Origin of the sequence: Cognatishimia maritima, from assembly GCF_900129685.1 — a bacterium.
Classification (GTDB): domain Bacteria; phylum Pseudomonadota; class Alphaproteobacteria; order Rhodobacterales; family Rhodobacteraceae; genus Cognatishimia; species Cognatishimia maritima.
Genome location: NZ_FQWM01000005.1, coordinates 134,402 through 157,685 on the forward strand (window position 1 = coordinate 134,402; position 23,284 = coordinate 157,685).

The following is a 23,284-nucleotide window of genomic DNA, read 5'->3' on the forward strand; positions in this document are numbered from 1 at the left end:
TGAACGCGCCACAACGGCACGCTTTGAACCATCCACGGAGATAACATGACCTCCCAGCTCGAAACTCTCACCGCTCAGTTGCTTGACGCAGCAAAGAAAGCCGGGGCGGATGCGGCGGATGCGATGGCTCTAAGCGGGACTTCCGTCTCTATTGATGTACGTGCTGGTAAGCTGGAGCATGCAGAGCGGTCAGAGGGAACGGACATCGGCTTGCGTGTTTTGGTGGGCAAACGTCAGGCGAATGTGTCGGCCTCTGATACCAAACCCGAAACCATCCGCGAAATGGCAGAGCGTGCCGTGGCCATGGCCCGCGAAGCGCCAGAGGACGCCTATGTTGGATTGGCTGACGCCGCACAGCTGGCGTCCGGGTGGGATTTGGCAGCGCTCGAATTATGTGATCCAACGCCAGAACCCGCACCGGAAACACTGCAAGCAGATGCGCAGGCGGCAGAGGCCGCAGCGCTTGCGATAGACGGCATATCTCAGGTTCAATCTGCGGGCGCAGGCTTTGGCAGAACCGAGGTGCAACTTGCCGCCAGCAACGGCTTTACCGGCACCTACACGCGCACAGAACGCGGGACATCCTGCGTTGCAATTGCGGGCACGGGAGCGGCGATGGAACGCGACTACGATGGCGACAGCCGCGTGTTCCAATCAGACCTGCGCGATCCGGCAGAAATCGGTCTGCGCGCTGCCGAACGCGCGCTTGCACGTCAGCATGCGAAACAGCCGCCTACCGGAGCCTATCCGGTGTTGTTTGATGAACGCATCTCGAGTTCGCTGATTGGGCATCTGCTTGGGGCCGTGAACGGAGCAGCGATTGCGCGCGGGTCGTCTTGGCTCCTAAATGCCTTGCACGAAGAGGTCCTTCCCAAGGGTATCTCCTTGGTCGAAGACCCGCACAGACCGCGTGTCTCTGGTTCTCGTCCCTTTGATGCCGAAGGGCTTGCGACCCAAAAACGTGCCATTGTGGATGATGGCGTTCTGACCGGCTGGACTTTGGATTTGGCAAATGCGCGCAAACTTCAGATGACCAGCACAGCCAATGCCGCGCGCGGTGTTGGCGGCCCGCCGTCACCCAGCACGTGGAATGTTGCCCTGACACAGGGCACACAAAGCCGCGATGACCTGATCAAGAACATGGGGACCGGATTGCTTGTGACATCGTTGATCGGCTCGACCATCAACCCAAACACCGGCGACTATTCTCGCGGGGCGGCGGGGCTGTGGGTTGAGAACGGCGAAGTCACCTATGCAGTCAATGAATGCACCATCGCAGGCAATCTGCGCGACATGCTGCGTTCGATTATCCCTGCAAATGATGGCCGGAACCATTTATCGCGCGTCGTACCCTCCCTACTGGTCGAAGGAATGACCCTTGCCGGTCAGTGATTATGCGCGCGACCTGAACCTACTGAAGGCAGCCGCGCAAGAGGCCGGCCGCATCGCCAGCAAGTTTGCGCAGGGGTCGCCAGAGGTCTGGGACAAGCCAGATGGCGCTGGCCCCGTGACCGAGGCCGACCTTGCGGTCAACAAAATGCTCGAAGCCGAGTTACAGGCAGCGCGCCCAGATTATGGCTGGCTGAGCGAAGAAACCCCGCCGCACAACAAGCGGCTCGGGTGTGAACGCGTGTTTATCATCGATCCCATCGATGGCACGCGCAGCTTCATTGAGGGCAGCAACACATGGGCACACTCGCTTGCGATCGCGGAACGCGGACGGATCGTGGCGGGCGTGGTCTTTCTGCCGCAACGAGATCTTTTATATACGGCTGCGTATGGTTTGGGTGCTAAGCTGAACGGTGCGCAAATCAAGCCAAGCAGAAAATCCGACATGGCCACCGCTTCGGTTCTTGCGGCGCGCCCGACGATGGACCCGAAGCACTGGTCAGACCTGCCGCCGGAATTCGCGCGCAGCCATCGATCTTCGTTGGCCTATCGTCTTGCGCTCGTGGCCGATGGTCAGTTTGACGCCATGCTCACATTGCGCGCGACCTGGGAATGGGACATCGCTGCGGGGACTATTTTGTTGCAGGAAGCGGGCGCGACTGTGACCGACAAATCGGGGGCGCCATTGGTATTCAACAACGCTGACCCGCGTCTGCCGGGCGTCGTCACCGCAAATGTTGCACTGCATGGCCAGTTGCTCTCGGCGCTGCGTTAAGCACCGCGACTGTAGCGGGTGACAAAGTTCTTAAGGATCAGTTCAGGCGCATGCACATCGGCCGCGCGGCACATCGCGACCAATTGATCGGCCTCTGTGGGGTCAAAATAGCCTTTGTGTTTATAGATCTCGATCCGCACTTCAAAACCTGCGGCATCTGCCTCGGGATGGAATTGCGTCGCATAGACATTTTGCCCAAAGCGCACCATCTGATAGGGGCAAGTGGGCGACGATACGAGATGTGTGCACCCGTCAGGCAAGGTCTGCATCGCTTCCTTATGGCCGACAAAAGCCTGAAAGGCATCGGGCAACCCTTCGAGCAGCAGGTCGGCGCGCCCGGCATCGGTCAACGTACAATCCGAGGTGCCGACCGGCTCTGCATAAGCGTTTTTGTTGACCACTCGCCCCAGATGGTGACCCAAAACACCAATGCCATAACAGCAGCCGAGAAACGGAAAATCGCGGGCCGTGATATCTGGCATAAGGCCAAGCACAGCCTTTTCGATGCGCGCTTCAACAGGTGTTTTCTTCTCAGGCGCGTCGCTGACACAGCCGGGACCACCACCAACAATCACGCCAGAGTAGTCATCCAATTGCAAATCTTCGGGCAAGTCTTCGCGATCCAACTGAACACGATGTACCTTGTCGCGGCTCAACCCCGATTTTTGCAGGATTGCGGCGAATTCATTATCGCTGGCTTCCGCTTCCGGGCGCAGTTGCAGGATCAGGAAAGGCTTCATCGCTGCCCTCATAGAAATCAGTCGTCGAAGTTAGGTGCCCTATCCATTGGGCAAGGTCAACGGGCAGAGGGCCACTTGTGGTGCGTCAAGCGAGGCAATAGTTTGTCCCCAAATCCGGCTTGCGCCTAATCTGGAGTCTCATGGCACCCTCTCTTTCCCTGAAAACCTATCTGACGCTTGCGCGACGGGAACCATTGGCGTGGAGCCCAAACCTGTCGCGCGACCGGGATAAGGCCCTGATATGGCTCCACTGCGCTGAACCCGGTCACTATCGGGAGCTGTTGCAATTGGGTCAGCGGTTGCAGAAGCAGCGGGGCGGGTGCCAAATTTTGATAACGCAAGGGCCCGATCAGCCACGGATGACCGACTTGCCAGAGGGGGTTTTGTCCTGCAACTGCCCTTCGGAGAATCCGTTGGATGTGGCCAAGTTTCTAAATCATTGGCAGCCGGATGTATTGATTTGGAAGGGGCGGTGGCTGCGTCCTAGCCTACTGTCTGGCGCACAAAAGACCGGTGTGCCCATGGTTCTGGTCGACGCCTCGGAACCTGCGATTGAAAATAAGAGCCTGCGTTGGATACCCGATAGTCTGCGCGCCACGCTTGATCTGTTCGGGCGCATCTATGCGGTTGACCCGGCAAGCGCCTTTCGATTGCGGCGCATTCTGGGACCACAAGCGCTGATCGATGACAGTGGCGCGCTGCAAGAAGACAACCCCGCACTTGGCTGTGTTGAAACCGACCTCGAAGACCTAGGCGAGGCCCTAAAAGGCCGCCCGGTGTGGTTGGCGTCCTATCTGCATAAAGGAGAGTTGGAGGCGGTTCTTACCGCGCACCGCGCCAGCATTCGCCTCTCTCCGCGCATGGTGCTGATCATTGTGCCCAAGGATCCGCTTGATGCAGGGGCCGTTCTGACGGCCTGCGAGGATGGCGGCTGGCGCGTGTCGCTTTGGGACAATGGTGAGATGCCTGAGGAGAAAACCCATATCCTTTTGGCCGAAGATGCGCGTGAACTGGGCTTGTTCTACCGCATCGCACCGGTGAGTTTTCTGGGCAGCTCTTTGGTCTCTGGCCAAGGCGGAAGCAATCCGTTTGAACCTGCAGCGCTGGGGTCGGCGATTCTTTATGGCCCCGGGATCAGCAATTATCTTGAGGCCTACTCACGCCTCGCCAAAGCAGGGGCCGCACGCATTGTGAAAGACGCCGATACGCTCTCCGCCGCCCTCGCCAGCTTGATGGCACCGGATAAGGTTGCCAAGATGGTGCATGCTGGATGGGAAGTGGTGTCCGAAGGGGCGCTGGTCAGCGATCGGATTATCGATCATTTGAACGACGCCATGGATCAACGGGGGATTTCCTGATGCGCGCACCTCGGTTCTGGCAGAACAGTCCGGACGCGCCCGGTTGGCAGGCGCGCTTGCTTGCACCTCTCGGAGCGGCCTACGCGCGTGCAACGGCAAAACGGGTCGCCGAACCGCCATCCTATCGCGCGCCTGTCCCGGTTCTGTGCATCGGTAATATCAACGCCGGCGGCACCGGAAAAACACCCACGGTCATTGCCCTGCTGCAGCGCCTTCAAGCGCGTGGTGTGAAGGCGCATGTGGTGACGCGCGGCTACGGAGGATCGTTGGCCGGACCAGTTCAGGTCAATGAACGTACGCACGCGGCGTCTGAAACCGGGGACGAGCCACTGCTGCTTGCGGCATTTGCACCGACATGGGTCGCCAAAGACCGATCCGAAGGCGCACGCGCTGCGGTCGCTGCCGGGGCGGATATCATCCTCTTGGACGATGGTTTCCAGAACCCGGCGATTGCCAAGGATGCCTCAATCGTCGTCGTAGACGCGCATGTCGGTTTTGGGAACGGTCGATGCATCCCCGCAGGCCCCCTGCGCGAACCAGTCAAAGCTGGACTAAAGCGCGCCGATCTAATCCTGACAATCGGGCCAGACAAGGCACAAGAGCGATTTGAAACGACGTGGTCCACCAGCATCGAATTGCCCCGCGCCAAGGGCGTTTTAGCACCGCTCCCCACCGGTATGGATTGGAAAGGCACACCTTTTGTTGCCTTTGCAGGTATTGGCCGCCCCGAGAAATTTTTTGAAACGCTGCGCGGTCTTGGGGCCAATTTGGTGCAAACCCACGCGCTTGATGATCACCAGCCGCTGACAAACAGCCTGCTGACGCGGCTTGATGCCGATGCCAAACGGCTTGGCGCGCAATTGGTGACAACTGAAAAGGATGCCGTGCGTTTGCCCAAGGCCTATCGGACAAGCGTTCTTAGCCTGCCTGTCCGACTGGAGTTGAACGACTGGTCACCGGTCGATGCTTTGTTGGACAAGCTTTTGGATACCACCCCACCAAAAACATAAACGCCCCCGGCTGGACCGAGGGCGCGAAACGTCGAGGTTCTGGCTGATTAAAGCAATCCGTCCAGAATAGCCTTCATGTCGCCATAGGACATGTTGCTGTATTTTGTGCCATTGATGACAAAACTTGGCGTGCCCGTGACGTCGTCTTTGGCCGCGTTGGTTTGATACCAAGCAACGAGCGTTTTGGCGTTGTCTTCATCCTGAAGGCAGGATTGCAGCGCTTCATCTTGTAGACCTGCAAGGCGACCGATTTTGCGAATCGCGTCTGCAATCTCAACCGGGTCATCTCCACGCGCCCACTCAGACTGGCTCTTCATCAGAAGGTCCGTGATGCCAAAGAAGCGTTCCTGCCCACCACAGCGCGCAATCATCGACGCCCAGAGACCGTAGCGATCAAAGTAGACTTCGCGGAACACAAACTTGACCTTGCCGGTGTCAATGTAATCGGCTTTCAGGTTTGGGTAAGTGTTCTCATGAAAGCTCGCGCAATGCGGACAGGTGAAGGACGCATATTCGATCATTGTGATCGGCGATTCGGCATCGCCCAGGATCATCTCTTGCACGCCAGATGTGTCCATTTCAGATGCATCCGGTGTTTCGACGCTGGTTTGCGCAACAGCGGGTTCGCTGCCTTGCGACAAGTAGAAGGCCCCGCCTCCGATACCGATCAGAAGCGCAACAGCAATGGGGATCAAACGGTTCATACCAGTCAGGTTCCTTAGTGTTTTGATTTCGATAATACGTTTGACGCGAGCTTTTCAAGCGCATCGCGCAAGCCTTCGTCGTGAACAGGCGCCGCAATTTGCGTCGCTTCGCGCGCCACCTCGGGACTTGTTTCTTTCGGAGCGCTTTTTGTTTGGGCGCCAAATTGCGCCCGACCTTCGGAAAACCCACTGGGGGCGGTCTGGGTGATACGCATTCTCGTGATCGCGTTATATCCATAGGCCGCATTCACACGCTGCCGAAGTTGCTCTTTCTGCATTTCAAGCATTGGCGCATTTGCGCCGGTGGTCAGCAGCGTCAATGTCGCGCCAAAGCCCTGACGGCCGTATTTGATATCCACCGGTTTACAGATGGCGGCAATATCCTGCCCCACGATCTCTGCCCAATGGGTCAACACCCGCGTCACTGCAAACCCACGACTTTCGCCCGCCTTGCGAATGCGGTCACGCAACAACGTCGACGTGCGCTGAAAGCCTTTATAAGAAGATTTGCGCATCCGGGCTTGCATCCTTTCCTGCGACACTATTCTAAAGCCCAACGGCCCCATGACCAGAGAGTTTTCAAGAAAGGGTATAACACTTGTGTGAGCAGCCGAAAGCCGCGGATTTGCTAGAGTGGTATGATCGGCATGCCCGCGCCATGCCTTGGCGCGTTGGCCCTGCTGACCGGCAGGCTGGGGTATTGCCTGACCCTTACCGCGTCTGGCTTTCTGAAATCATGTTGCAGCAAACCACGGTGGCGGCGGTCAAAGATTATTTCCTGCGTTTCACCGCGCGTTGGCCGACAGTGCAAGATCTGGCTGCGGCGAAAGATGCAGACGTCATGGGCGAATGGGCCGGTCTGGGATATTATGCACGGGCACGCAACCTGCTGAAATGCGCGCGGCTGGTCGCGCAGGACCATCAAGGCCAGTTCCCGCGCCACTATGACGACCTCCTGAAACTCCCCGGCATCGGCCCCTATACTGCAGGTGCAGTCAGTGCGATTGCCTTTGATCAGCCTTCAACGGTGGTTGACGGCAATGTCGAACGGGTGATGGCGCGGGTTTACGATGTGCACACGCCGTTGCCGGTCGCAAAGCCCGAACTGACCCAATTGGCAGCCGAACTGACACCCAGCAAACGCCCGGGCGACTACGCGCAGGCGGTCATGGACCTTGGCGCGACGATCTGCACGCCGAAAAACCCTGCTTGCGGCATCTGCCCATGGCGCACACCATGTCAGGGCCGCGCCAACGGCACAGCGACAGAACTACCGAAGAAGACCCCGAAAAAGCCAAAACCCACCCGGTTTGGGACCGTCTATATTGCCCGCCGAGTGGACGGAGCGATTTTGCTAGAGCGACGTCCAGACAGCGGTCTTTTGGGAGGCATGCTGGGCTGGCCCGGATCGGACTGGCAAGAGGGCAGCGTCCCAGATCATAGCGCCCCGATCCGCGCAGAGTGGAAAATCTTGCCAACCGAAGCGCGCCACACATTTACACATTTCCATCTGCGCCTCACGGTCAAAACCGCGCTGGTGCCGATGGATCGTGCGCCAAAGGTCGGCGCATTCCTGACACTGGATGAATTCCGACCAAGCGACCTGCCCACCGTGATGCGCAAAGCCTTTGACTTGGCGTCAGCAAAATCTGGCAATTGATCCGCGCCCGATTGCGACGCAATATGCAGATCAAACGCGCGAGGACGAGCAGATCGGAACCGCAATGACAGATAAGAAGACCACCCCATCTCTGGCCAAGGCGCTGCCCTTCTGGCTGCCTTTGATCTTGCCTGCCCTTGTCTGGCTAAGCGCGATCATGGGCGGCTGGTGGGTTGTGATGGTGCCGCTTGCGGCTTGGTATCTGGTTTCCATTCTTGATGCAGCAACAGGACTAAATCTTGAGAACTTGGACCCTAATACGCCTGAAACGGCGCTCCATTGGTATCGCGTCGTAACACTGATCTGGCCACCCCTTCAGTTTGTGACGCTGTTCGGAGCGATGGCCTACGCGATCAACGCTCCGCATCTGGGAACATGGGAAACCATCGGATTGTTCTTTGGCGTCGGTGTGATGACCGGCACAATTGGCATCAACTTCAGTCACGAATTGATGCACCAACGCAATCGCCTTGAACGCTGGCTTGGGGACATCCTTTTGGCCATGGTGCTATATTCGCACTTTCGCAGCGAACATCTTTTGGTGCACCACATCTATGTTGGTACGCCCAAAGACACCGTGACCGCCCGCTATAACGAAGGCTTCCACAGGTTCTTTCCGCGCGTCCTGCGCCAATCTCTGATCAGCGCCTTCGCAGCAGAGAAAAATCTGCTCAGCCGTAAAAACCTGCCTTGGAAAGACCGACGCAACCCGTTCTTTCGCTACTGGGCCCTGCAGGCGCTGATGCTTGCCACCGCGGCCCTCATCGGTGGCTGGGCAGGACTTGGTCTGTTCCTCCTGCAGGCCTTTGTCGCAATCTGGCAGCTGGAACTTGTAAACTACGTCGAACACTATGGCCTGACCCGCGAACACCTTGGCAACGGTAAATATGAGCACGTCAAACCGCGCCACAGTTGGAACGCATCTCATAAAGCGTCCAACTGGCTGTTGATCAATCTGCAGCGTCATTCTGACCATCACTACAAACCCGACCGGCGCTTTCCGCTTTTGCAGAATTATGATCCCGACGAAGCGCCGCAACTGCCCTACGGCTACCCCATAATGACGATGGCAGCGATGGTCCCACCGATCTGGCGGCGTGTGATGAACCCAAAGGTCCGCGCCTGGCGCAAAGCCAACTACCCGCAGATCACCGACTGGCAGCCCTACAAAAACGCCACGAATCCTCTGCCGCGCTAGTTCACCTTTGTAAAAATACTCTGGGGTGAAAGCGCAAAGCGCTGAGGGGCAAAGCCCCTGTAACCCCTCAACCAAAAAACCCCGCCAAAGCTGGCGGGGCAAGTCATGGTGCCTTGTGTAAGTCAGTCCACAGGCACCGGCGGTACCTCTATCAACTGAGGGTCCAATGGACGGGGTATAACACCCCGCCAAAGTATTCCTGTGAAATGACGGCTTAGTTCGGCCGTGCCATCTCGGCACGGATTTCCTGACGCAAAAGGTCAATCGGAACCTTCTTGCCCTCTTTTTTGTAGGTCCAGTAGGTCCAGCCATTGCAACTTGGCGCACCTTCATAGGCTGCGCCCACCTGGTGAATGGAACCCTTGACATCCTTGCCCACCAAAGTGCCATCGGCGCGCACCTTGGCCTTGTAACGCCCGTTCATGGAATAGAGTTCTTCGCCCGGACGCAGCATGCCACGTTCAACCAATTGGCCGAAAGGTACACGTGGCTGCGCACGTTTCGATGTCGAAACTTCCAGCGCTTCTTTGTCGTATTTCTTGACGGACTTGATGCGTTTCTCAGCCACCTCACGGTAAGCCGCTTCGCGTTCGATCCCGATGAACTCTCGACCCAGCATTTTGGCGACAGCGCCCGTTGTGCCGGTGCCAAAGAACGGATCAAGCACAACATCACCCGGATTGGTCGAGCCAACCAGCACGCGATGCAGCAGGCTTTCGGGCTTTTGCGTCGGATGCGCTTTATCACCGTTTTCGTTTTTCAGACGCTCGTGTCCGGTGCAAATCGGCAGCACCCAGTCAGAGCGCATTTGCACGCCTTCGTTCAGCGCCTTTAGCGCTTCGTAATTAAAGGTGTATTTAGAGCCTTCAGATTTGGACGCCCAAATCATGGTTTCATGCGCATTGGTAAACCGTTTGCCGCGGAAGTTTGGCATTGGGTTCGATTTGCGCCAGACGACGTCGTTCAAAATCCAAAAACCCTGGTTCTGCAGCTCTGCACCCATGCGGAACACATTGTGGTAACTGCCAATCACCCAGATCGCGCCTGTCGGCTTTAACAAACGACGCGCCGCAGCCAGCCATTCGCGTGTAAATTTGTCATAGGCCGCAAAGGACGCGAATTGATCCCACTCGTCATCCACCGCGTCGACTTTGGAATTGTCAGGCCGGTGCAAATCGCCCTTGAGCTGCAAGTTGTAGGGGGGATCTGCAAAGATCAAATCGACCGAGTTCTCTGGCAGACTGTTCATCACATCGATGCAGTCACCATCAAGGATCGTGTTTAAAGGGAGCGCTGCCGCGCCCTTTTTCTTGGGTTTATTCGTCATTTTTACTGCCTCAGTAGCGTTGGCCGATTTTTCGGCTCATGTTTTTAACCCGGCATTTTTATGCTCTTGGTTATCCACAGGATCGACGAAACGGGATTCGAGGTCAATTTGTTTTTTGAATCAAGAAGTTAGGTTTTTTCCTTGATACAACATGTTGTGGATAGGCTTAAATGAACGCCTATGATGTGGTGTTATCCCCAGCCTGTGGATAGCTTCTTTGTGCTCTGGCGTCGGATATCCGGCGTTGCGTTCCCAGCCATATCCCGGAAACTGTTGCGCCAAAGACTCCATCCGCTGATCGCGCCTAATTTTCGCCACAATTGACGCCGCTGCGATCGAGACACTTTTTGCGTCCCCCTTGACCACGCCTTCCGCAGGAATGTTCAGCGCTTTGGGGATGAACTTGCCGTCGACCAATGCGTAATCTGGCAAAGTCGTCAGGTTGTGGACGGCGCGTTGCATCGCCAAAAGGCTGGCTTGCAAAATGTTGATCTCATCAATCTCTTCAACCGAGGCTTCACCAAAGCCAACGTCGGCGGTTTCAAGGATCTGCACATAAAGCAGTTCCCGTCGTTTCACACCGAGCTTTTTAGAATCATTCAGCCCCTCGGGAATATGTTCCGGGTTCAGCACAACAGCCGCCGCCATCACCGGCCCTGCCAGTGGCCCACGCCCCACCTCATCTACGCCCACAACACTGGTCGCGCCGCGAAAGATCGCGAGTTTTTCCAATTCATAGTCTGGCTTTATCATGGCCATCCACAAAGCGCATGTGCCCGCCCCCCGCAAGAAAAAACCGACGCCAGTCTTCCGAAAGGCGCCGGTTTCCCGGAACAGTCTGGGGATGCAGGTACCTGCTCCGGTGCTCGATCTCTATGTTAGCGATAGGCGACGGAATACCCGCGCTCACGTAAGCAGTGCATCGGGTAGCCTTTGCGGTATCCCTGATGCGTACGGACGAATGTCAGGCACTGCTGCGGCAGGTGATAGGAATACCGGTAGTGATCTTGCAGGCAATATTGGCTCATCAAACGCACAAGACCTTCATGGGTGCGGTAGCGGCGCATACATTCTGCTGGCAGAATTTTGGTGTGACTATAACGTGCGTCCGGCTTGCGATAACGATGCCGATCCTCGGGCTTTCTGTAGCGATGACCATCGTCTTTCTTCCTATAGTGACGGCCTTCATCCCGGTTCGGCTTTTCCTTTTTCACGGTCTGCGCCTTGGCTTTGGAATTGTTAATCGCGCTGCCAATAATGATCAGCGCTGTTGCCCCAAAAAGAAGCTTTGCGATGTCGTCGTCCCCAGCTTTTGCCGGCGAAGCCATGGCCAGCGAAAAGCCGGTGACCGTAACGGCAGCGATCAGAATAGATTTGATAAATGTGCGTGACATGGCAATGTGCCTTTCCTGGGTGGTTCGGATCCTGCGCCGGTAGCGTGGCGAAGGTGATGCAACCACCCTGGGCCAGCCCACAAAAGTCAGGCAATAACACCCCCCTGATATCGGATAACATCGACGGAAAGACCTGTGGTTATTGAATATCTACGCGTTTCACATCACAGTGAGTGACATGAGAAAACACGCCAATATATCGCTTTCCGCACTTTGCCTGAGCTTGCTTATCGGCACGGCAACGCAGGTGTCGGCCCAAGAGTGCTTTGCGGACTATAAAGCCAAACAGAACAACCCGCTGCGCCTCCACTATGGTGTCGCAGCCGTGAATGGCAGTTGCGAAAAGGCAAATGCCGAAAAGCAACTACCGCCGCGTTTGAATGCAGACGGTTGGGTTTTGCTGAATGTTCTGTCAGTCTTTGACACGTCCGGGTTAGAGGGAAGGAAAGCCGATGCAGGAGAGTTCTACCTCCGCTATTGAGGCGCGCCAGATTGGCAGCCGTGTGGTCACGCTTGGCATCATCGCCATCGTGGCCATTTTGCTTGGCGCGGGTGCTGTCCTGTTGCTGACCTTGCCAGATGCCAATGCCTTCAATGCGCGTGTCGAGCGGCTGTTTGTCGAAAACGATGACCTGACCACGCAGGCCGAATTGAAGCTTCTGGAAATCCTCGCACAGTCCGGCACCAGCTTTGCCGAGATTCTGGAAAGCTACCGCATGGTGATCTTTGTTCTGCTGATCTTCGCCACCGGCATGATGATCGCGGCACTAATCTTTCTGGTGATGCTGATCACCATGAATCGCCGCATGGCGCAGATCGAGCGCTCGGGGATTCAGGTGAATTCCCTGCTGATCAGCCGCGATGAGAAAAAGGTCTACCTGAACAACATGGGCTTTAAGTTGACCGATGCCGCGATGGAGACTTTGTCGATCTTGGCCGAGGCGCGAATGGATGATGAGGTTCTAACCGGTGTGGCTATCGAAGCCATGATTTCTGGCCGCACTGAAGCCGATTGCGAAGAGGCCGCTGGCGCGACACGGATCAAGCGGTTGCGCGACAGTCTTGGCAACCAAATCGTCAGTGAATTGTTGGTCAAAAACATTGCACGCCGTGGCTATATGTTGGGGATTGATAAAGACGTAATTCGGGTTTTGTAGCCGAACCACTTGTTTGGGCTCTGATCACCCCATATGGGTGACCGGAGACAATCAGGAAAGACGCATGGTATTTTGGCTAGTTGCAGCGTTGGCAGCCTTTTTGATGGGCTTGTCAAAAGGCGGCGTCCCGATGATCGCCCTTTTGTCAGTTCCCTTGATGTCGCTTTATATGGAACCTGCAATTGCCGCAGGGCTTTTGCTGCCCATCTACATCGTTGCGGATCTCTATGCAGTCTATCTGTTTCGCAAATCTTTCTCTGCCAAGAACCTGAAGATCATGCTGCCTGGAGCGGCCGCTGGCATTGCCGTCGGATTTGGCTCGGTCAATTTTGTACCGGGTGATTTTGTGAAGCTTTTGGTCGCGACGATCGGCCTTGTCTTTTTGGCGAGCGCTCTGAAGTCGCGCCTTTCCAAAACAGAAATTCCGCCGCGCCCTGCAGACGTCCCTCGAGGAAGGATGTGGGGGGCACTCGCAGGCTTCACCAGCTATATCTCGCACGCCGGTGGCCCACCATTTCAAGCCTATGTCTTGCCGCAGAAGCTTGAAAAAATGACGTACCTTGGGACCACCACCATTTTCTTCGCCGTGGTCAATTTATTGAAAGTGCCGCCCTATATTCTGGCAGGCCAAATTACCTCTCAAAGTACGCTGCAAATTGCAATGGTTGCTCCGGTGGCCCTGTTTGGTGCTTGGGTCGGCATAAATATTTCGCGCCGCATCCCTGATCAAATATTCTTTGTGATTGTCGAGGTGGCGCTGGCGGTTGTGTCGTTGAAACTGCTCTACGACGTCTTTGCATAGTGCCGGTTTGAACGCTGCTAAGGCTTTCCGTCACTCACCCTGCACTTTCCCTCGCAAAGCCTTAACCTCTCCGCGCTCTTTCTTTGCCTTCAAGCGCCGCTGCTTACTCCCATAAGTCGGCTTGGTCGCGATCCGACGTTTCGGCTTCACCAGCGCTTTGCGGATCAATTCTGCCAGCCGTTCGCGTGCCAGGTCCCGGTTCCTTGCTTGGCTACGCGTTTCATCGCATTGAATGATCAGCGCGCCTTCTTTGGTCCACCGCCGTCCGGCCAAACGACGCAGACGATTTTTCACCGGCCCCGGCAGGTTCGGAGACCGCTCGGCCTCAAAGCGCAGCTCAACCGCCGTCGACACTTTGTTCACATTCTGACCACCCGGCCCAGAGGCGCGCACGAACTGTTCGGTCAGTTCCCAGTCTTGAATTGTAATTGTGTCGTTGATTTCCAGCATAGGCGTAACATGGGGGATGTATGGGCAAACGAAAAGGGCTGTTCCACGCGCGGGAACAGCCCTTCGAGATTTGAGGAGGCGCGCCGGTTAGGCGAACACCAATCCGGGTTTTCTGTCAGCCAAGGGCTGCCCTAGCTGCAGTCCTCCCGAACTGTTCCGACACCGTTCTCCATTCCTTCTCTAGACAATGGGCACCTCCTTTCAATTGTTTCGCGTACCCCTAGCCTGCCATAGAATTTTCATTTGTCAAAACAAAATCATGTGGTTTTTTATGAAGGTTTCGCAAAATACTGCGGAGTGCCATAAAGTTGATCACAGAGAATTTGGCGCGTGGATCATCCACGCGGCCAAGGATTTCGATATGCTTTTATCGGCTCAGGACGCCGCCGGGAGCCGGTATTCAACGATCTCGGTGCGTTGATAAAACATAAAGTTGTCGTCTGAGATCATGGTCAGCCGAACCTGACCATCGCTGTCTTCCCACACCGCAAGGCCTTCAAGGTTGTCGTGCACGCCTGTGCGCGTTTGCAACACCGTTTCTTCAGACCGAACCACGCCATCAGAGAGATCAAACCGCCTAACCCGCGTGCGAAACCCGATGCCATTGAACTTCCGCTCCAACAGGTAAAACAACCCATCCGGTCCAAAATCCGCCCCAACCGGGCGAAAGCCGTTGCGCGCGGGCAATGCGAAAGCCTGTGTCCAAACGCCTTTTTCAAAGCGATAAACCGCCAGATCAGCGCCCTTTGGGTTCGGCGTCTCAGCCAATGTGTAAAGCCGCCCATGCGCGTCGATGGCCAAGGCTTCCAAAGAGCCGTTCGGTGCCATCTTCTTAAAATCCGCATGCCGTTTCAGCGGCTTCCCCAGCGTGCCGGGTTTGGCGTATGAAAACACGCGGTGACGGCCCTCAAATGACACGAATAAATGCCCATCTGCCCGTATCGCCAATCCTTCGGTGTCTCGATTGCGATCCCAGCGGATCGGGCCCTTGTGGTCATAGACCGGCAAGGCACGATCCATTTTGACGGCGCTTAGCTGTCCCTGCGCACGCTGCAGCTGACCCATCACAAGCGTGCCGCTATCGCTTAGCGCGGTGAAATTCGCGCCATCCGACGCAACTTCGATGGCGGAAAACCCACCAAACCAAGCATCACTGCGGTTCCACTTCAATGTCGACACGTGCTGCGCCACCCCGTCGGGGGTCGCGCTGACTTGCCAACCGATCAGAACCGCGAGGCCTAGCGCGATTGCAAGACGTTTACGCATTGGTTCGGAAGGTCCGCAATTGTGAGTTCTCTTTTGGGTTTTGGCTTCGGCGCGTTCGGATCAGGCGGTGGCGGGTTCAGGATACGATCGACCCAGCCCTCGGCCTCTTTGCAGCCATCCCCTGCCGGAGGTGGCGCTTGGTTCACGCAACCGGCGGCCCCATTCGGGCAACTGAGACGCACATGGAAATGATAGTGATGTCCCCACCACGGGCGGATTTTGCGCAGGTAGTCGCGATTGCCCGTTTCATCTTTGCACATCTGCACTTTGGCACCAGGGAAGACAAAAATTCGCGCCGTGCGCGGATCTTCGGCCGCAGCCTTCAGAATTTCATGGTGCTGCGGCGTCCAGTCACTGTTTACGTAGGCCCCGTTTGCGCGGCGCATGCTGATCGAACTGATCGCTTCCCGTTCAGCCGGTGTAAGATCCAGCCGTTTCGGCGGCAGCATCCAGATGTCGATATCCATGCCGATCTGGTGGCTCGCGTGCCCGGTCAGCATCGGCCCGCCGCGTGGCTGGCTGATGTCACCGATATAAAGCCCCTCCCAACCGGGCTGGCGCGCGGCTTTGGCGGACAAGGTTCTGATAAAATCGATTGTCTCTGGATGGCCCCAGTTGCGGTTTCTCGAGAGGCGCATCGCCTGCCAAGTCGGCCCGGTTTCGGGCAGCATCGCCGCCCCAGCCATACAACCCTTGGCGTAGCTGCCGAAAGGCGCGGACGATTGCGATGACCCCTGCTTATGTGCCCCAAACAACTGCTTGGCCTCGACGCCTTGCATGGCGGCGGGAATCTCTTGGCGCGTCGACACGCGCGTCGTTTCATGCTCGGATTTACAGGCTGACAGTGCCGCCATCAGGCCTATGAGTGCGAGGATGCGTCCCATTCTGCTCGGTCCCCCTCTGGTTTTACCCAGAATAGCAGCACAAAGCCCACAAGGAAAAGAATGATTAGCGGTGTGATCCCAATCTGCTGGCTTCCGCTTATTGTGGTCGCCAGACCGATCGACAAAGGTGCGATAAACCCGGTGGCTTTGCCTGCCAATGCATACAGTCCAAAGGCTTCGGTCATGTGCTCTGGGTCGGCTTGGCGGACCATCATCGTCCGGCTCGCAGATTGCAACGCGCCGCCTGCTGCGCCAATCAGCGCACCGATCACGTAAAAGACGATATCGGGTAGTTTCGATCCCTCAGCAACGGCCATGCCAAAGACGCTGTCACGCGACACAAAGATGATCGCCACGGCCACCGCTGTCAGCACTAGGATGCAAAGGATGATCACCGGGAGCGGGCCAAACCGTTGGTCCATCCGGCCCCCCAAAACTGCAAAAATCGCGCCTGCGATGATCGCCAAGATAGCAAACTGGCCGATGGCCGGAACACTCCATCCCAACACACCCGCCGCGTAGATGCCACCGAAGGTATACATCCCATTCAACCCATCGCGGTAGAACATTGAACTGCCCAGATAGGCAAACCGAGAAGGCGTCTTTGGCAGGTTGCGCACCGTCTGTTTGACGCGTGCAAGCGCCTCGGACATGGAAACCGACGCCGCTCCGGCAACCGGTGTTTTGTCGCGCACCCAAAGGAAAAAGGGCACCATGAAGACCATGAACCAAATGGCTGTCAGAGGTCCCACAGCGCGCGTGCCTTCTCTGGCGCTCCCGTCCAACAGGCCAAAGCCCGGTGACAAACCGATCAAGGTTTTCCCGGTCTCAGCATTTTCAGCCAGAAACAGAAGCATGATCACCAAAGCAATCAGCCCGCCGAGGTAGCCAAAGGCCCATCCGTTGCCAGAGATGCGGCCGATTTCCTCTTCTGTGCCAAGATCGGGCAACATGGCGTTGGTGAAAATCGTCGCGAATTCCATGCCAAAGAGGCCAATCGCAAAGAGCACCAAGGTCAGCGTCAGGTTGAAGCTATCTGGTGCGGCGGTCCAAAGCCCGGCCGACCCGACGATATACATGACAGAGAAAAGCCAGATCCAGCGCATCCGGCGGCCAGAGCGGTCGGCGGCGGCGCCAAGGATCGGGGCCATCAAGGCAATCACGATCCCCGCAAGGCCCACACCCCAGCCCCAAGCGGCTTGTGCTGCGGCACCGCTGCCCATCAGCTCTTTGACGTAGGGCGCAAAGATGAATGTCAGCAGAAGGGTCGCGAAGGGCTGGCTTGCCCAATCAAAAAAGAACCAGCCCCAAATGCGTCGCCGTGTTGAATCTGCTGTCATGCCAACCCCCTTTATGCAGGCCGACTTACGCAAGGTAATCTATCGAGCGCAAGGTTTTCCTGCCACTAAGCCGCTTTCTGATCGAAACAGGGCTGATCTTGCATCGGGGGCCAAGGGCGGATGTCTTCTGCCTTGATCCATTGTGCAACCCATTCGGGCGGCGCGGCAGAAGCTTCATGGTGCCCCATCGCGTCGGCAACGCGCGCCGGTTTCACGATCCCCTTGGCATCGGTTACAGCGGTGCGAAACACCGCGTGGTTGGCACAGTCGCCGTTCATCTTCCAAATGGATTGTTCCACATACAGGAATTTGTCGTCCCAGCAGAGCCCCCGGCTGCGCATTTCGAACTTTTCAAACGGAAGGATACGGCGGCGATAACGTACAACGCTGCCTGCAACGGTCAGCCCCCACCGCTCGCGTTTCAGGGTGTCCATCAATCCCATCCGCACGGCCATTGGAATGCGCCCCAGATCATACATCGTCAACGTGCGGCCGTTGTTCAGTTCCATCCACATGTCGATGTCCTGCGGCCAGCAGCGGTGAGTGGAAATATGAGTGTCATAGATGCCCAACTCGGGCAGGGATTTGGCACGTTGCCAGCCCCAGATCATACGCAAATACGGGTACACAGGCGGACTCCTTCGCGGTCAGAGATCGACACGCACGGGTTGATCGTCAACCGATGACCTCACGGCACCTTGTGATTTGACGTTACGGTGCTTAATTGTTTGGCCAACCAAACAAAGGAGTGATCGCCGTGGCCGCTATTGGTGCCCTATTCATGCTCGTACTGAACGCAGCGTTTTTCATCATGCTGATCCACATCATTATGAGCTGGCTGATTAACTTCAACGTGCTGAACCTGCGCCAGCAGTTCGTCGCGCAAATCTGGTATGGCCTGAACCGACTGCTAGAGCCTGTCTACCGCCCGGTCCGCAATATCCTGCCAAACACTGGCCCTCTGGATCTTGCGCCGCTGGTGGTCTTTATCCTGATCATCTGGCTGCGCGATTTTGTTGTGCCGATGGTCTTTTTCTGAACCCATAAACCTTGCTGCAACCGGCGGTATGTGATTCATTTCCTGCGAACGAGCAGACGTCATCGCAGGAAAAATCATGGCCGCCGCATCGCTATTGCGCGATATCTTTGGGTTTGACGGGTTTCGCCCCGGCCAAGAAGAGATCGTTGACGCTGTCGCCGCAGGCCAAAACGTTCTGGCAATCATGCCCACCGGCGGCGGAAAGTCGCTTTGCTTTCAACTTCCGGCTTTGATGCGCGATGGGATCACGGTGGTGATCTCTCCCTTGATTGCCCTGATGCGCGACCAGGTCCGCGCCCTGCGCGAAGCCGGGGTCGAGGCGGGTGCCTTGACCTCTGGCAACACAGAGGAAGAAACCGCCGAGGTTTGGGAAGCCATCGAAACGGGCCGCCTGAAACTTTTGTATATCGCCCCAGAACGGCTCGCCTCTGGGGCCGCGTTGGGGATGCTGCGCCGTATTGGGGTTTCGATGATTGCCGTCGACGAAGCCCATTGTGTCAGCCAATGGGGCCATGATTTCCGCCCCGATTATTTGCGGATCGGAGAGCTGCGCCGCGCCCTGAATGTACCCGTCGCTGCCTTCACAGCGACCGCCGACAAAGAAACGCGCGAAGAGATTGTTCAGCGACTGTTTGACGGCGAAGCGCCTGAAACCTTCCTTCATGGATTTGACCGCCCCAATATCCACCTGGCGTTTGGGGCCAAGGACAGCCCGCGCAAACAGATCCTTGACTTTGCAGCCGCCCGCAAAGGGCAATCGGGTATCGTTTATTGCGGCACCCGCGCCAAAACCGAAGCCTTGGCCAAAGCGCTGCGCGATGCAGGCCATTTGGCAGATCACTACCACGGGGGCATGGACCCAGAAGACCGCCGTTGGGTCGAAACCCGGTTTCAGCGCGAGGACGGGTTGATCGTTGTGGCCACGGTTGCTTTCGGCATGGGGATCGACAAGCCCGATATCCGCTGGGTTGCCCAAGCTGACCTGCCGAAATCCATTGAAAGCTATTACCAGGAAATCGGCCGCGCGGGTCGTGATGGGGCACCTGCCGAAACCCTGACGCTTTTCGGCCCCGAAGATATCCGCCTGCGCCGGTCCCAGATTGACGAAGGCCTCGCACCTTCCGAACGCCGCGCCGCCGATCACGCGCGCCTGAATGCACTTTTAGGCCTTGCCGAAGCGCTGCATTGCCGTCGCTCTTCCCTGCTCCGGTACTTTGGCGAAACGCAGGTCACCTGCGGCAATTGCGATTTGTGCGATTCTCCTGCCGAGGTTTTTGACGGCACCGAAGCCGTGCGCAAAGCGCTGTCTGCAATCCTGCGCACCGGCGAATGGTTTGGCACCGGGCATTTGATCGACGTGTTGCTTGGCAATGAAACGGACCGCATGCGCCAAAGGGGGCACGATGCATTGCCAACCTTTGGAGTCGGGCGCGAGTTTGATAAACGCCAATGGCAGGCGGTGTTCCGGCAAATGATGGGCCACGACCTTGTGCGCCCAGACCCAGAGCGCCACGGCGCGCTGCGCATGACTGACGACGCGCTGCCTATTCTGCGCGGCGAAGCATCTATTCAGTTGCGCAAAGACAGCATTCGCAAGGCTTCTCGTGGGCCTTCCGTGAAGTCGCTGGTGAATGAAGAAGACGCGCCTTTGCTGTCTGCTCTCAAGGCAAAACGCCGCGCCTTGGCGGAGGCGGCCAAAGTGCCCGCTTATGTGATCTTCAATGACCGCACCTTGATCGAAATGGCCGAAACACGACCTTCATCGTTGGATGAGATGGCCCGTGTCGGCGGTGTTGGTGCCAAGAAACTTGATCGTTATGGCGATGCTTTCCTTGCGGTTATCAATGGCGAAGCCGAAGCCGTACACCCGAGCCGCCGGAAACTGGCAGGGCGTCAGGCGGGGGATGTCTTTGACCGACTTTTGGAAGCGCAGGCAGATTTGGCACGCGGCCCTGAAGGCATCGACAAACCGCTAAGCTGCTCTGCATCCTTGCTGGCCAAGGTCGCCGAAATACGGCCAAGCGATGAGGGCGCGATGCAGCGGCTGTTGGGGGACAAACGTGCCGAACGCTTTGCGACAGCCTTTCTGGACGTCCTGCAGCGCGCGGACTAAGTGTCTTGAAACCTGAGGTGAAGGAGCAGCCATGTTAGTCGTCGTTTCCCCGGCAAAACGTCTGGATTGGGACCCGGTCGCTACAGAGACCACGACCCCAGCCTTGCATGATGAAGCCGAGAAGCTGGTGAAAACCGCGCGCAACCTGACGCTGGGCAATCTGCAGAAACTGATGGACCTCAGCCCCGACCTTGCAAAGTTGAACCGCGACCGATTCAAAGCCTTCGAGATGGTGCCCGACTCATTTGCAACCCGCCCGGCAGTCTATGCTTTCGCAGGCGACACCTACATTGGGCTAGAGGCCAAATCTCTGGATCAAGACGAAATGACGTGGGCGCAGGATCACCTGCGCATTCTGTCGGGCCTCTACGGTATCCTTCGCCCGTTGGACGCAATCCAGCCTTATCGCTTGGAAATGGGCAGTCGATTAAAAACCCGCCGGGGCAAGAACCTTTATGAATTCTGGCGCGATACCCTGTCCAAAAACCTCAACGCGCAGGCCGAAGAGATCGGGGCCGACACATTGATCAACTGCGCCAGCCAAGAATATTTCGGCGCGGTGGACCTAAAACGTCTGAAGCTGCGGGTTGTCACACCGGTGTTCATGGAACTCAAAAACGGTCAGCCCAAGATCGTCAGCTTCTTTGCCAAAAAGGCGCGCGGCAGCATGGCACGGTTCATCATTCAAAACCGCCTGACCGAGGCCGAAGCGATCAAAGACTTCGAACTTGGTGGCTACGCCTATCAGCCCGAGTTGAGCGAAGGCGATAAATGGGTGTTCCTGCGCGACTACCCGGAAAGCTAACCAGCTAGCTGGTCAAACACTCTCAATCGCCAGCGCAATACCCTGCCCACCGCCGATACACATGGTGATCAGGGCTTTGCCGCCCCCAATGCGCTCCAACTCATAGAGCGCCTTAACGGTAATGATTGCACCTGTCGCGCCAACCGGGTGACCCAAAGCGATGGCCCCGCCGTTGGGATTCACCTTTGACGGATCAAGCCCCAGACCTTTGTTCACGGCAATCGCCTGAGCGGCAAAGGCTTCGTTGGATTCGATGACATCAAAGTCATCGATCTTAAGTCCCGTCTTGGCCAAGAGATTTTCAACCGCAGGAACGGGACCGATTCCCATCACCTCGGGCCGCACGCCGGCGTGGCCATAACCCAGAATACGGGCGCGCGGTATGTGCCCTGCGGCCTCGGCAGCATCAGCACGCGCCAGAACCACAGCCGCCGCGCCGTCGTTGATGCCTGAAGCGTTCCCAGCTGTGACCGTGCCGTCTTTCTTGAACACGGCGCGCAGGCTGGCGAGTTTTTCTGGGGTCGAAGCGGTGGGGTGTTCGTCTGTGTCAAAAGGAACCACCGCGCGCCGTTGCTGAATTTCGACCGGCGCGATTTCCGCCTTAAAACGCCCCTCGGCAATGGCCTTGGCCGCGCGCGTTTGGCTCTCCATCGCAAAGGCGTCCATGTCCTCGCGCGTGACACCATGCTCCGCCGCAACATTCTCTGCGGTGATGCCCATGTGGCCGGTGCCAAAGGGACAATTGAGCGCACCAAGCATCATGTCGAGCGTGCGGACATCCCCCATTTTCTGACCCCAACGTTGGGCGGGCACAACAAAGGGCGAACGGCTCATATTCTCGGCCCCACCTGCCAAGGCATAGTTTGCGTCTCTGAGCATCAAGGCCTGTGTGGCAGAAACGATGGCCTGCAATCCCGACCCGCACAGGCGGTTCACATTCATCGCAGGCGTTTCAATCGGCGCCCCCGCCTGCCTTGCAACAACACGGCTGAGATACATGTCGCGCGGTTCGGTGTTGATCACATGCCCCATCATAACGTGATCGATGTCATCGGCCTGAACGCCTGCGCGTTTAATCGCCGCCTTCGCCGCAACGGTGCCAAGATCAATCGGCGTAACGCCTGCCAGGCTTCCGCCAAAGGCCCCAATCGCAGTGCGAGCGCCGCCAAGTATTACGATATCTGTCATCTGAACCTCCCAATGCTGCGCGCAGTCCTGTCAGTATGCTGCCGCAGCCAGCGGAAAACACAATGCTTTACGTCACGGCGAGTTGACAGAAACGACACTTCGGGGCAGGTCAGTGCCATGAACACCGATAGCGAAATTCTAAATCTTCTTCCGGCCCGCCTGAAAGAAGCCCGCCGTGCGCAGGGGCTGTCTTTGGATGCCGTGGCCAAACTGTCCGGCGTCTCCCGCTCTATGGTCAGCCAGATCGAGCGCGGCGAAAGCAGCCCGACGATTGCGACTCTATGGAATTTGACGCGCGCGCTGCAGGTGGATTTTGCGGGGCTATTGGAAGATGGCGAGGCGACAGACCGCGTCGAGGTGTTGCGCGCCGCCAATACGCCTTCGATTGAGAACCGTGGCGAAGGCTGCAATATCCGCATTCTGTCCCCGCCCGAGGATGCCGGGCACCACGAGCTTTACGACCTGCGCTTTGCGCGTGACGGGAAACTCGACAGCAAAGCGCACAGCCGTGGCACGCGCGAACACCTCACGGTGATCGAAGGTCAGCTTCGCGTGGTCTCCGGCAATGCAATCGAAGAGGTTCACGCGGGTGATACCGCGCGCTATGCCGCAGACGTGCCGCATCGGATCGAAGCGATCAACGGCCCTGCGCGTGCTTTTCTAGTGGTGCAGAACGCCTGATCAA

At 57.2% G+C, this 23,284-nt stretch carries 25 protein-coding genes; 13 read left to right on the forward strand and 12 right to left on the reverse strand.

Translation table 11 applies throughout. The features are described from left to right. Nucleotides 1-45: 45 nt before the first annotated feature. Both BUA39_RS11810 and BUA39_RS11815 read left to right on the forward strand, forming a co-directional pair. A complete protein-coding gene (locus tag BUA39_RS11810; protein WP_072793416.1) occupies nt 46-1,392 on the forward strand; it encodes a TldD/PmbA family protein in 1,347 nt (448 codons plus the stop codon). After that, nucleotides 1,379-2,164 (forward strand): inositol monophosphatase family protein, encoded by a 786-nt coding sequence (locus BUA39_RS11815; RefSeq protein ID WP_072793417.1) that lies wholly within the window; start codon nt 1,379-1,381, stop codon nt 2,162-2,164. Before BUA39_RS11810 ends, BUA39_RS11815 begins: the two co-directional genes overlap by 14 nt. Here the strand turns inward: BUA39_RS11815 and BUA39_RS11820 are convergent. Continuing rightward, nucleotides 2,161-2,904 carry a glutamine amidotransferase gene (locus BUA39_RS11820; RefSeq protein ID WP_072793418.1) on the reverse strand — a complete coding sequence of 248 codons (744 nt, stop codon included), beginning with the start codon at nt 2,902-2,904 and terminating at the stop codon, nt 2,161-2,163. The genes BUA39_RS11815 and BUA39_RS11820 overlap by 4 nt on opposite strands. 140 nt (nt 2,905-3,044) lie before the next feature. Here BUA39_RS11820 and BUA39_RS11825 point away from each other — a divergent pair, with 140 nt between their 5' ends. After that, the gene (locus tag BUA39_RS11825) at nt 3,045-4,262 is read left to right on the forward strand and encodes a 3-deoxy-D-manno-octulosonic acid transferase (RefSeq protein ID WP_072793419.1); all 1,218 of its coding nucleotides are present in this window, start codon (nt 3,045-3,047) and stop codon (nt 4,260-4,262) included. Beyond that, nucleotides 4,262-5,272 (forward strand): tetraacyldisaccharide 4'-kinase, encoded by a 1,011-nt coding sequence (lpxK, locus tag BUA39_RS11830; protein WP_072793420.1) that lies wholly within the window; start codon nt 4,262-4,264, stop codon nt 5,270-5,272. Before BUA39_RS11825 ends, lpxK begins: the two co-directional genes overlap by 1 nt. 47 nt (nt 5,273-5,319) lie before the next feature. On the opposite strand, the gene BUA39_RS11835 is transcribed toward lpxK, so the two are convergent. After that, entirely contained in the window at nt 5,320-5,976 is a 657-nt protein-coding gene (locus tag BUA39_RS11835) for a thioredoxin domain-containing protein (RefSeq protein ID WP_072793421.1), read from the reverse strand. A 14-nt stretch (nt 5,977-5,990) separates the two neighbouring features. Continuing rightward, a complete protein-coding gene (locus BUA39_RS11840) occupies nt 5,991-6,491 on the reverse strand; it encodes a DUF721 domain-containing protein (protein ID WP_072793521.1) in 501 nt (166 codons plus the stop codon). A gap of 83 nt (nt 6,492-6,574) precedes the next feature. On the opposite strand from BUA39_RS11840, the gene mutY reads away from it, so the two are divergent. Together mutY and BUA39_RS11850 are read left to right on the forward strand one after the other, a co-directional pair. Next, entirely contained in the window at nt 6,575-7,636 is a 1,062-nt protein-coding gene (mutY, locus tag BUA39_RS11845) for an A/G-specific adenine glycosylase (protein WP_072793422.1), read from the forward strand. Between the two features lie 64 nt (nt 7,637-7,700). Beyond that, the gene (locus tag BUA39_RS11850; RefSeq protein ID WP_072793522.1) at nt 7,701-8,834 is read left to right on the forward strand and encodes an alkane 1-monooxygenase; all 1,134 of its coding nucleotides are present in this window, start codon (nt 7,701-7,703) and stop codon (nt 8,832-8,834) included. A gap of 214 nt (nt 8,835-9,048) precedes the next feature. Here the strand turns inward: BUA39_RS11850 and BUA39_RS11855 are convergent, their stop codons facing one another. The 3 genes from BUA39_RS11855 to BUA39_RS11865 all read right to left on the reverse strand — a co-directional run bounded on the left by BUA39_RS11855 (nt 9,049) and on the right by BUA39_RS11865 (nt 11,555). Beyond that, nucleotides 9,049-10,161: a site-specific DNA-methyltransferase gene (locus tag BUA39_RS11855; protein ID WP_072793423.1), complete on the reverse strand. Its 1,113-nt coding sequence runs from the start codon at nt 10,159-10,161 to the stop codon at nt 9,049-9,051. Between the two features lie 120 nt (nt 10,162-10,281). Beyond that, nucleotides 10,282-10,914: a ribonuclease HII gene (locus BUA39_RS11860; protein ID WP_072793523.1), complete on the reverse strand. Its 633-nt coding sequence runs from the start codon at nt 10,912-10,914 to the stop codon at nt 10,282-10,284. A 125-nt stretch (nt 10,915-11,039) separates the two neighbouring features. After that, on the reverse strand, nt 11,040-11,555 hold the full coding sequence (locus tag BUA39_RS11865) for a hypothetical protein (RefSeq protein WP_072793424.1): 516 nt from the start codon (nt 11,553-11,555) through the stop codon (nt 11,040-11,042). 178 nt (nt 11,556-11,733) lie between these two features. On the opposite strand from BUA39_RS11865, the gene BUA39_RS11870 reads away from it, so the two are divergent. The 3 genes from BUA39_RS11870 to BUA39_RS11880 all read left to right on the forward strand — a co-directional run bounded on the left by BUA39_RS11870 (nt 11,734) and on the right by BUA39_RS11880 (nt 13,514). After that, nucleotides 11,734-12,036, forward strand: a complete 303-nt coding sequence (locus BUA39_RS11870) for a hypothetical protein (protein WP_072793524.1) — start codon at nt 11,734-11,736, stop codon at nt 12,034-12,036. Further along, complete coding sequence (locus BUA39_RS11875; RefSeq protein ID WP_072793425.1) at nt 12,008-12,712, forward strand: hypothetical protein; 705 nt, start codon at nt 12,008-12,010, stop codon at nt 12,710-12,712. Before BUA39_RS11870 ends, BUA39_RS11875 begins: the two co-directional genes overlap by 29 nt. Before the next feature lie 64 nt (nt 12,713-12,776). Further along, nucleotides 12,777-13,514, forward strand: coding sequence for a sulfite exporter TauE/SafE family protein (locus BUA39_RS11880; RefSeq protein WP_072793426.1), 738 nt, complete (start codon nt 12,777-12,779; stop codon nt 13,512-13,514). 30 nt (nt 13,515-13,544) lie between these two features. On the opposite strand, the gene arfB is transcribed toward BUA39_RS11880, so the two are convergent. The 5 genes from arfB to BUA39_RS11905 all read right to left on the reverse strand — a co-directional run bounded on the left by arfB (nt 13,545) and on the right by BUA39_RS11905 (nt 18,083). Continuing rightward, the gene (gene arfB / locus BUA39_RS11885) at nt 13,545-13,964 is read right to left on the reverse strand and encodes an alternative ribosome rescue aminoacyl-tRNA hydrolase ArfB (RefSeq protein ID WP_072793427.1); all 420 of its coding nucleotides are present in this window, start codon (nt 13,962-13,964) and stop codon (nt 13,545-13,547) included. A 375-nt stretch (nt 13,965-14,339) separates the two neighbouring features. Continuing rightward, entirely contained in the window at nt 14,340-15,230 is an 891-nt protein-coding gene (locus BUA39_RS11890) for an esterase-like activity of phytase family protein (RefSeq protein ID WP_072793428.1), read from the reverse strand. Next, on the reverse strand, nt 15,203-16,009 hold the full coding sequence (gene mepA / locus BUA39_RS11895) for a penicillin-insensitive murein endopeptidase (RefSeq protein WP_423219943.1): 807 nt from the start codon (nt 16,007-16,009) through the stop codon (nt 15,203-15,205). Before mepA ends, BUA39_RS11890 begins: the two co-directional genes overlap by 28 nt. 80 nt (nt 16,010-16,089) lie before the next feature. After that, entirely contained in the window at nt 16,090-17,454 is a 1,365-nt protein-coding gene (locus BUA39_RS11900) for an MFS transporter (RefSeq protein ID WP_072793430.1), read from the reverse strand. Between the two features lie 65 nt (nt 17,455-17,519). Next, nucleotides 17,520-18,083 (reverse strand): acyl-CoA thioesterase, encoded by a 564-nt coding sequence (locus BUA39_RS11905; protein WP_072793431.1) that lies wholly within the window; start codon nt 18,081-18,083, stop codon nt 17,520-17,522. Between the two features lie 152 nt (nt 18,084-18,235). Here BUA39_RS11905 and BUA39_RS11910 point away from each other — a divergent pair, with 152 nt between their 5' ends. The 3 genes from BUA39_RS11910 (at nt 18,236) to yaaA (ending at nt 21,411) form a co-directional block, all read left to right on the forward strand. Next, nucleotides 18,236-18,493: a YggT family protein gene (locus tag BUA39_RS11910; protein ID WP_072793525.1), complete on the forward strand. Its 258-nt coding sequence runs from the start codon at nt 18,236-18,238 to the stop codon at nt 18,491-18,493. A gap of 76 nt (nt 18,494-18,569) precedes the next feature. Beyond that, a complete protein-coding gene (recQ, locus tag BUA39_RS11915) occupies nt 18,570-20,606 on the forward strand; it encodes a DNA helicase RecQ (RefSeq protein WP_084604946.1) in 2,037 nt (678 codons plus the stop codon). Between the two features lie 31 nt (nt 20,607-20,637). Continuing rightward, nucleotides 20,638-21,411 carry a peroxide stress protein YaaA gene (gene yaaA, locus BUA39_RS11920; RefSeq protein ID WP_072793433.1) on the forward strand — a complete coding sequence of 258 codons (774 nt, stop codon included), beginning with the start codon at nt 20,638-20,640 and terminating at the stop codon, nt 21,409-21,411. A gap of 12 nt (nt 21,412-21,423) precedes the next feature. On the opposite strand, the gene BUA39_RS11925 is transcribed toward yaaA, so the two are convergent. Next, the gene (locus tag BUA39_RS11925; protein WP_072793434.1) at nt 21,424-22,599 is read right to left on the reverse strand and encodes an acetyl-CoA C-acyltransferase family protein; all 1,176 of its coding nucleotides are present in this window, start codon (nt 22,597-22,599) and stop codon (nt 21,424-21,426) included. A 117-nt stretch (nt 22,600-22,716) separates the two neighbouring features. Here BUA39_RS11925 and BUA39_RS11930 point away from each other — a divergent pair, with 117 nt between their 5' ends. Beyond that, nucleotides 22,717-23,280, forward strand: a complete 564-nt coding sequence (locus BUA39_RS11930) for a helix-turn-helix domain-containing protein (RefSeq protein WP_072793435.1) — start codon at nt 22,717-22,719, stop codon at nt 23,278-23,280. The last annotated feature ends 4 nt before the right edge of the window (nt 23,281-23,284 follow it).

Coding starts and splice junctions, on each gene's coding strand:
- BUA39_RS11810 (WP_072793416.1), top strand. CDS start 46: ATGACCTCCCAGCTCGAAACTCTCACCGCTCAGTTGCTTGACGCAGCA.
- BUA39_RS11820 (WP_072793418.1), bottom strand. CDS start 2,904: ATGAAGCCTTTCCTGATCCTGCAACTGCGCCCGGAAGCGGAAGCCAGC.
- BUA39_RS11825 (WP_072793419.1), top strand. CDS start 3,045: ATGGCACCCTCTCTTTCCCTGAAAACCTATCTGACGCTTGCGCGACGG.
- lpxK (WP_072793420.1), top strand. CDS start 4,262: ATGCGCGCACCTCGGTTCTGGCAGAACAGTCCGGACGCGCCCGGTTGG.
- BUA39_RS11835 (WP_072793421.1), bottom strand. CDS start 5,976: ATGAACCGTTTGATCCCCATTGCTGTTGCGCTTCTGATCGGTATCGGA.
- BUA39_RS11840 (WP_072793521.1), bottom strand. CDS start 6,491: ATGCGCAAATCTTCTTATAAAGGCTTTCAGCGCACGTCGACGTTGTTG.
- BUA39_RS11850 (WP_072793522.1), top strand. CDS start 7,701: ATGACAGATAAGAAGACCACCCCATCTCTGGCCAAGGCGCTGCCCTTC.
- BUA39_RS11855 (WP_072793423.1), bottom strand. CDS start 10,161: ATGACGAATAAACCCAAGAAAAAGGGCGCGGCAGCGCTCCCTTTAAAC.
- BUA39_RS11860 (WP_072793523.1), bottom strand. CDS start 10,914: ATGATAAAGCCAGACTATGAATTGGAAAAACTCGCGATCTTTCGCGGC.
- BUA39_RS11865 (WP_072793424.1), bottom strand. CDS start 11,555: ATGTCACGCACATTTATCAAATCTATTCTGATCGCTGCCGTTACGGTC.
- BUA39_RS11870 (WP_072793524.1), top strand. CDS start 11,734: ATGAGAAAACACGCCAATATATCGCTTTCCGCACTTTGCCTGAGCTTG.
- BUA39_RS11875 (WP_072793425.1), top strand. CDS start 12,008: ATGCAGGAGAGTTCTACCTCCGCTATTGAGGCGCGCCAGATTGGCAGC.
- BUA39_RS11880 (WP_072793426.1), top strand. CDS start 12,777: ATGGTATTTTGGCTAGTTGCAGCGTTGGCAGCCTTTTTGATGGGCTTG.
- arfB (WP_072793427.1), bottom strand. CDS start 13,964: ATGCTGGAAATCAACGACACAATTACAATTCAAGACTGGGAACTGACC.
- BUA39_RS11890 (WP_072793428.1), bottom strand. CDS start 15,230: ATGCGTAAACGTCTTGCAATCGCGCTAGGCCTCGCGGTTCTGATCGGT.
- mepA (WP_423219943.1), bottom strand. CDS start 16,009: ATGCAAGGCGTCGAGGCCAAGCAGTTGTTTGGGGCACATAAGCAGGGG.
- BUA39_RS11900 (WP_072793430.1), bottom strand. CDS start 17,454: ATGACAGCAGATTCAACACGGCGACGCATTTGGGGCTGGTTCTTTTTT.
- BUA39_RS11910 (WP_072793525.1), top strand. CDS start 18,236: ATGCTCGTACTGAACGCAGCGTTTTTCATCATGCTGATCCACATCATT.
- recQ (WP_084604946.1), top strand. CDS start 18,570: ATGGCCGCCGCATCGCTATTGCGCGATATCTTTGGGTTTGACGGGTTT.
- yaaA (WP_072793433.1), top strand. CDS start 20,638: ATGTTAGTCGTCGTTTCCCCGGCAAAACGTCTGGATTGGGACCCGGTC.
- BUA39_RS11925 (WP_072793434.1), bottom strand. CDS start 22,599: ATGACAGATATCGTAATACTTGGCGGCGCTCGCACTGCGATTGGGGCC.
- BUA39_RS11930 (WP_072793435.1), top strand. CDS start 22,717: ATGAACACCGATAGCGAAATTCTAAATCTTCTTCCGGCCCGCCTGAAA.